Source organism: Paracoccus chinensis, from assembly GCF_900102885.1.
Lineage (GTDB): Bacteria > Pseudomonadota > Alphaproteobacteria > Rhodobacterales > Rhodobacteraceae > Paracoccus > Paracoccus chinensis.
On record NZ_FNGE01000048.1, the window covers coordinates 1 to 4,496 of the forward strand.

General features: G+C 61.2%; 5 protein-coding genes. 3 read left to right on the top strand and 2 right to left on the bottom strand.

Annotation, left to right across the window (positions count from 1 at the left end):
- Nucleotides 1–22: 22 nt before the first annotated feature.
- Both BLQ03_RS17390 and BLQ03_RS17395 read right to left on the bottom strand, forming a co-directional pair.
- Complete coding sequence (locus tag BLQ03_RS17390; RefSeq protein ID WP_090757552.1) at nucleotides 23–331, bottom strand: hypothetical protein; 309 nt, start codon at nucleotides 329–331, stop codon at nucleotides 23–25.
- A 637-nt stretch (nucleotides 332–968) separates the two neighbouring features.
- The gene (locus BLQ03_RS17395; RefSeq protein WP_090757553.1) at nucleotides 969–2,027 is read right to left on the bottom strand and encodes an AI-2E family transporter; all 1,059 of its coding nucleotides are present in this window, start codon (nucleotides 2,025–2,027) and stop codon (nucleotides 969–971) included.
- Between the two features lie 627 nt (nucleotides 2,028–2,654).
- Between BLQ03_RS17395 and BLQ03_RS17400 the strand changes: the two genes are divergently transcribed.
- The 3 genes from BLQ03_RS17400 (at nucleotide 2,655) to BLQ03_RS18160 (ending at nucleotide 3,736) form a co-directional block, all read left to right on the top strand.
- Complete coding sequence (locus BLQ03_RS17400) at nucleotides 2,655–2,909, top strand: hypothetical protein (protein ID WP_090757554.1); 255 nt, start codon at nucleotides 2,655–2,657, stop codon at nucleotides 2,907–2,909.
- A 175-nt stretch (nucleotides 2,910–3,084) separates the two neighbouring features.
- Nucleotides 3,085–3,381: a hypothetical protein gene (locus BLQ03_RS17405; RefSeq protein ID WP_090757555.1), complete on the top strand. Its 297-nt coding sequence runs from the start codon at nucleotides 3,085–3,087 to the stop codon at nucleotides 3,379–3,381.
- Nucleotides 3,382–3,535: 154 nt separating this feature from the next.
- Entirely contained in the window at nucleotides 3,536–3,736 is a 201-nt protein-coding gene (locus BLQ03_RS18160; protein WP_139166805.1) for a hypothetical protein, read from the top strand.
- The last annotated feature ends 760 nt before the right edge of the window (nucleotides 3,737–4,496 follow it).

Sequence of the window (4,496 nt, forward strand, 5' to 3'; positions counted from 1 at the left end):
ACGCCATTCGAAGCTGGGCTATCTAAGCCCGGTGGCGTTCGAGGCCCGTGCTATGCAAACTTAACCTGACGTCCACGAAACCGGCAGCAGGCCACAGATCACCTTCCTCAACCGCTGCATACGCCTTGTCGGTGGCAGCCATGAGCCAGGTGAACTTGTCCAGGTAGGAGGATGAGATTTCTTCGGTCAGGGTGCCCGCTGCAACCTGTGCGGACACCTCTTCGGCAAACGATTGGCCATCTGCCTGGAGAAGCCTCAGCCAAGCCATGATCTGCTCAGCATTGTCCAGCCTTGTCGGCATCTTTGGATAGGTCATCTCGTGCTCCATCATTTCCAGCCACCTGGGCACGAGGAAGGGCGTTTCCGATGATCAGGAAAGAAGGCCGAGCGAGGGTTGTGCATGACCTGGCTCGGCCTGACCATCAACGAACCGCGAGGTCATCGAAGGTGGCTGATCAAGGCTATAGCACGCGGCGGGCGCAGCTGTTAGCGGATTCAGCCTCTCGCCGAGCAGAGGTCCAATTCATTTGGCCCCATGTGCCGGCACACTGCCTGTGGTCGCGCACATCCGCAGTCGCCCGAGCCAGTGACCTGGCACCCTAAGCAGGGCTGGAATGGCAGGAGCAACATGCCGCTTCGCATCATCGTTTCCGCTGGACGCGCGAGGTGACCGGTGATCTGCTGACGACATGGAATCTCGGCAACATGACCCCCAGTGGGCCAACTTCGAGTGCGAGTGTGGCCACGTGGCGACCGTCAAGCTGCCTGACGAGCCCTGGCAACCCCGAGACGAACTCCTGTCCAGAGCCATATGCACGGCATGCGGCCGGCGTGGGGCCAAGGACATGCGGATGACGAGCGAGCCTGCGCACGAGTAGCGGCCACTCCTGGCCGCCGGATGTCAGCAATCCGCATAGGGGGCGCGGGTGTAATGTGTTCATTCCTCGCCATGAGAGGCCTGTCAGCTATCAGGGCCCAACCTGCTCATCTGGTGTGTTCGCCCACTCCAGAAAGAGGCTGTAGCCCACGGCCAGAAGCGCGGGGCCAACGAAGATGCCGATGAACCCGAAGGCCAGGATGCCGCCGATGAACCCGAAGAAGCCCAGCACGACCGGCAGATTGTTGGACTGGGAGAGGAGGTAGGGTCTCAGCACGTTGTCGATGGTGCTGATAAGCAGCGCACCCCAGGCGATAACGAATATGCCCCACCAGAACTCACCCTGGACGATGAGCCAGATTGCGACCCCGGCCCACACAAACGGCGGCCCTCCGGGAAGAAATGAAAGAACGAACGTGAGAAAGCCCAGCAGGAGGGCTCGCTCGATACCGGCGATCCAGAAGCCCAACGCCGCCAGCAGACCTTGGGCAAGGGCGGTTCCGACCAGGCCGAAGATCACGCCCTGGACAGTTGCGCCGACAAGCTTCAGCAGGCGCCGCGCGCGGTGTCCAGCGATCCGCTCGGTGCTTCGGCGAACATACGCCGCAATCTGGCGGCCGTTCAGGTAGAAAAAGAACGCGATGAATACGCTGAAGGCGAGTTGCAGAACACCGACCCCGATGAAAGCGCCGCTTGCCATCGCAACGTCGGCAGCTGGCCCCGTAAAGCGTCTCAGCGCGGCGAGAAAGGCGGGTGCATCGCGTGCAAGGCTCTGCCAGTAGCTGGCAATGCTCTCGCCAACGATCGGGAGATCGCCAATCCACACGGGCGGTCCGGGCGGTCCTTCCTCGACGACCCGCCCAAGCACGCGGACAAGGTCGCCTACGCTCTCGGCCAGTGCCGCCACGAGAAGTGCGAAGGGTGCGACAATGACGATTGCGGCGGTGAGAGTCATGAGGGCAGCGGCCGGGCCTCGCCTGCCGCCGAGCGTCCTTTCGAACTGGCGATAGACGGGCCACGTCGACCAGCACAGAACGCCGGCCCACATGATTGCTGTCAGAAAGGGCGAGATCACCACGAAACAGCCGATCCCGAGCGCGAGCATTGCCCCGATCCCGAGCAAACTCTCGTGCTGTGCTGCTAGAGCCATCCCATGTTGTCCTGACCTGAGGTTCCGGTTTCGCGAGAGTTGGGTCGTTGGTTATCAGTCTGGCGGCTGCCTGAGGCGGCACTTGCTGGGGGCCGAGGCCGGCACGTGTCCGTCGTCTCCCTGAGTCAGTCGGCGCCGCGGCAGCCTTGCTGATCCCTCGTTCCTGATCACTGCCTTGCGACAGGTCTCAGTCGATGATGCCCTCCTTCTGCAGCGCAGGCCACCAGCAAACCACTGAAGGCTGCAACAGGCGCTTCTTCAGGGGCCATGCGCTGATCAGGTGCCGCGCGGTGGCTGGTCTGGAAAGCCATCGTGCTCGTGGCGGTCACAGGCGAAGGGTTCACCATGCACAATGGGTCTGATGTGGGCTGGCCTTGGCAGAATCTGGATCTGGACCGAGGGTATCAACAGGCAGAGCGAGACCAGCGAAACGAAGAAAGCAATTGGTCATGCAGGAGGCAGCTGCCTTTCTGCGGCATGAAGCAGGCGCTACCTGAAGAGATATCTCCGGAGCGTTTCCCAGAGGTTCTGCAATCAGTAGCCTCGGCCTGATGTAACTGGGCGCGAGAGTCCCCATCTTCCAGACAGCCGCGCCCTACACCCGTGCGGTCCAAGGGGGATCCCGTGATGGCTGCCGAAATAGCAAAGAGCATGAGCCAGAGGTGGCGCATGTTGTTCCACGGCCCAGTGGTCGCCCTCGCGACCGCAGCTGTCGACGCGCGGATCAAGTTGGCTTTCGAGGCCAGGGAACCCACGCTGGACGAAACCGGCACGCAGAAGGCCCTTGGCACCGAGATGATCGCACGGGAGGGCCGGATCACTGCGATGAACGCCCGGCGTGATGCGGCGAAGCGGTCCCGCGACTGGATTGCATCAAGTTGACGTCTTCAGGGCCGGTGGGGCACGCAGCCATAGCCTCCCTCAAGCTCGGCGGGTCATTTGTGTCTCGGAGTGTCAGGCGGATGGCGCTACGCCCTGCCTTGATCAGGGGCTGGCATCGGGGCGGGGTTACCCTCCCAGCCTTCCCTGTCGGACATGAATTCGAGGTCGGCACGCCATGAACGTCCTGCTGGCTGCCTGGCTCGTCGGCGCCTTTCTGATCGTTCTGCTCGCCTGGATGGGCCGGAAGCTGCTTGGGACTCCGCTCACGATCTGCTCCGCGATTCTGTCGGTGGGATCTGCGACGCTGACCACCTTTTTCCTGTGGAACTTTGCGGGTGGCGATGGCGGCTTCGAACGCCGGGCTACCGGACTGTTCAACTTCGAACACCTCGGGCTTGTCGTTTCACAAGGCCTGCTGGCCCTGTTTGCGGTGCTTCTGGTGGCAGGAGGCCGCTCGACGAGCGTTCGATAGTGCGCAGAGCGCGAAGGGGCAGCTAGAAGGGCTCCTTATCAATTTCTTGGTTTGCGCGATTGTTTCCACGACGGCGATGTAACAACGCCTGCTTGTCCCTATATCTGTAATGACCTTCCGGTATCTCCCGCTGGGTCTCATGGAGGGCCCGACAATGGGCACCAACGACAAGATGCCCGGCGATGGCCGGCACGCGAACCAGATCACCGAACCCCCTCAGGAAGAAATGATGGGCGAAGGTAGCGCAATTCAAAAGCGCGATAGTGGGCGCCCCGGCCGTGGTCCTGACGACCAGGCGCGCCCGGGCAATGCAGATCGGACCCAACCTCTGGCGTCTGCATTAATGGGAGGATGATGGTGGAGCTTTCGTTTTCCCAGTGCCGTTCAGGAATTTTCGCCGAGGAGCAGAGCAAGGTCCGGGCAAAAGCCGCGTGATTGGTATCTGAACTCCGATACCGGCGAGGATAGCGCGGCGGGGTCAAACCCGCCGCGTCTGCTTTGCAGGGTGGATATGAATGAAGCCACTGACCGCCAGTTCGTTGTATCGTTCGTGCAGAGCAGGGATGTTGCTTCGGGATCTCTCTGCGGGACATTTCAAGATCATAGGTTCGGCTTGTTCCAGGAACGGGCGGGGAATATCGCCCGATCAGGACAAGCATTCTTGAAACTTCAGCTCTGTTGATTGCTCTTCGGGCGCACTCATATTGGCCACACATCTGAACTATTCAATTGTGATGAATGCAGCTGTCAGCGCACGAGGAAGAAATGCGCCCCTTTCTGCCTAACAGCCGCGATCCCGCGGTCTGATGGTGCGATCATGTCAAGGAAGTGAAAGAGTGGCCTGCGAGCAGGAGCTGTCGAGACTTCACCGTATTACGCACCTTCCCACAGCCGATGCGCCCCCTCAGATGGGACCACTGAGATGAACGGACCGCAGTCCGGCCTTCCGCGAGAACCTGTTAATTGGCTGACCCGCCCTTTTCTGCGCTTCCTCCGCATTGAAGCAACAGCGGGTATCATCCTGGCCTGCCCCAATGAGGTGGTCCGTTTCCAATCTTAGTGCATGACGGGTGTCGGTGCTATGCTCGGGGTGGCCGGCGACGCGGTTCCGGGTG

Coding starts and splice junctions, on each gene's coding strand:
- BLQ03_RS17390 (WP_090757552.1), bottom strand. CDS start 331: ATGATGGAGCACGAGATGACCTATCCAAAGATGCCGACAAGGCTGGAC.
- BLQ03_RS17395 (WP_090757553.1), bottom strand. CDS start 2,027: ATGGCTCTAGCAGCACAGCACGAGAGTTTGCTCGGGATCGGGGCAATG.
- BLQ03_RS17400 (WP_090757554.1), top strand. CDS start 2,655: ATGGCTGCCGAAATAGCAAAGAGCATGAGCCAGAGGTGGCGCATGTTG.
- BLQ03_RS17405 (WP_090757555.1), top strand. CDS start 3,085: ATGAACGTCCTGCTGGCTGCCTGGCTCGTCGGCGCCTTTCTGATCGTT.
- BLQ03_RS18160 (WP_139166805.1), top strand. CDS start 3,536: ATGGGCACCAACGACAAGATGCCCGGCGATGGCCGGCACGCGAACCAG.